The sequence below is a fragment of the Mesorhizobium sp. M7A.F.Ca.CA.001.10.2.1 genome (assembly GCF_003998575.1).
Classification (GTDB): domain Bacteria; phylum Pseudomonadota; class Alphaproteobacteria; order Rhizobiales; family Rhizobiaceae; genus Mesorhizobium.
The window spans coordinates 1-1,889 of sequence record NZ_RZQY01000896.1 but is presented as its reverse complement, the minus strand read 5'-3'; the positions used below and the strand labels follow the sequence as shown (position 1 = coordinate 1,889).

Below are 1,889 nucleotides of genomic sequence, written 5' to 3'. Positions count from 1 at the left end.
ATCGTGAACGTGGCGATCTCGTCAGCGAGTGCGACCGGCGCCTCAAGTTCGAGGAAGCACAGCCCGCCTGCATAAAAGCGCTTGTCAAACTTCTGATCGATACCGAGCGACCGGACATACTTTTGAAATGCAGGGAGAGCCTCAGTTTCTCCGAAAAGCTGATCGGTGTGAAGGACGACTTCGAACACCGCGTCCTTGCTTTTGGGAAGCGGACCCTTGATTTTGTCACGCGCCGTCGGAGCGGCAATCTCTTCAATCGTCACCATATCTTCCGCAAGATGCGTCCCGGAGACCCAGGCGGGAAGGGACCGTTCCCACGAACGGAACGCATCCTTTGGGCCAAGCACGAACAGCTCCGTGGTGAGCGTTTCCTGAGGCTCCCGTCCCTTGGATTTCTTGGCTGGCTTGATGCGGCGCGGGCGGCTGCCCACCGCCTGCAATCCAGTCTGCCGAAACAGATCGGACGGATAGAAGGATTTGGCGATATATTCGGGATTGAGTGTCACCGACGCAACGGCCTGACCATCCGGGCATGCCGCTTCCGGCAACTCGTTGAGTGCTTCCACGGTCGCGGCCAGCATGGGCGTCAGCCGCTCACGGGCTTCTGCGAACGTGTAGGGGGCCTGTTTGTTCGGCGCCCCTCCGCGAACGACGACATTGCTCGTTAGTCGTTCGCCTTTTCCCAGGAGGAAATTACGCTTCGCCATTTCGTGCTCGCTTTCCGCGTGACGTCGGCTTTAGCATCGACGTTCCACCACCCCTAATCGTCTCGCGCGCAACGCCCGTGAGTTGCTGCGCCGCCCGTTGCGACATTAGTCCCTCATTCGCAAGTGTACGGGCGAGAGCAATCCTCTCTGGTTTTCCGAGGGTGTCAGGTCGAACAAGATTTGTGAGATAGTCGGTGAGTTCGCCGCCCCGGATTGTAGCGGTGCGACGAGCCGATTTGAGATCTCGGTCAATATCGCTAAACGATTTGCCGAGCAGCGCCCCAGACAAGGCTGCCGCCCATTGATCTGACTTTTCCGTGTGGCCCGCCAAAGCCGCTTGTGCGAAAGAGAATATGCCTCTCGCGTCCGGCATCGGAAATTCGATCGAAAGATCGAAACGTCTCCAGATGGCTGGGTCCAAAAGCTCAGAGTGATTTGTCGCCGCAAGAAGCAGTCCCGTCGCCGGCCAGTCATCGATTTGCTGGATCAAGACCGTAACGAGTCGCTTCAATTCACCGATCTCGCCCCGGTCGTCACGGCGCTTGGCGATCGCATCCAATTCATCAAGGAGGAGAACACAGTCCATCGACTTTGCGTAGTCGAGAACGTGCCGGAGATTTGTTCCGGTGCGGCCCAGATAGCTACTCATTACAGCTGCGAGATCGAGGATAAGCAACGGACGCTTTAGCGCGCGGGCGACCCACCGCGCCGCCATCGTTTTGCCGACTCCGGGCGGTCCAGTGAAGATGGCCGACCGTGTAGGCTCAAGTCCGACCTTCAGGAGCGCCTGCGCGTGTGCGCGCTCGTCAACGATGCGTGATAGCCCTTCGTCCACTTCAGCGGAAAAGATCGGCTCATGATCCAACGCCGGTGTTTCTTCGATCCGCAACAAGGCGAAGCGCGTATCGACGTCGACAGGCAACACAGCCTCCGTTTGCCGACGGAGGGGCGAAGCGCGCGTGGGAGCTTCCCGCATCAACTCCACGAGACCGTTCGACAGGTCTGGTGCATTGTCGCGATGGTTTTTGGCCATCCGATGCACCATCTGCATTACGTCTTGCGTCCGACCTGATAAGGCGATGCGCGCCAGATTGATTATGTCTTTTTCCAATTTCGACGTTGTGGTTGTCACGGCGTATCCATTTCGGCCCAAATCCTCAACTCCGATGAAGCCTACATAGC

General features: G+C 58.1%; 1 protein-coding gene and 1 pseudogene. Both read right to left on the bottom strand.

The genetic code is table 11. The features are described from left to right. Positions 1-707: pseudogene (locus EN964_RS33175) on the bottom strand (peptidase S8 and S53, subtilisin, kexin, sedolisin); the annotation flags it as partial. Next, positions 694-1,889: AAA family ATPase (locus tag EN964_RS33170; protein WP_306663834.1), on the bottom strand; the 1,196-nt coding region annotated here is incomplete at its 5' end. The pseudogene EN964_RS33175 and the gene EN964_RS33170, both read right to left, overlap by 14 nt.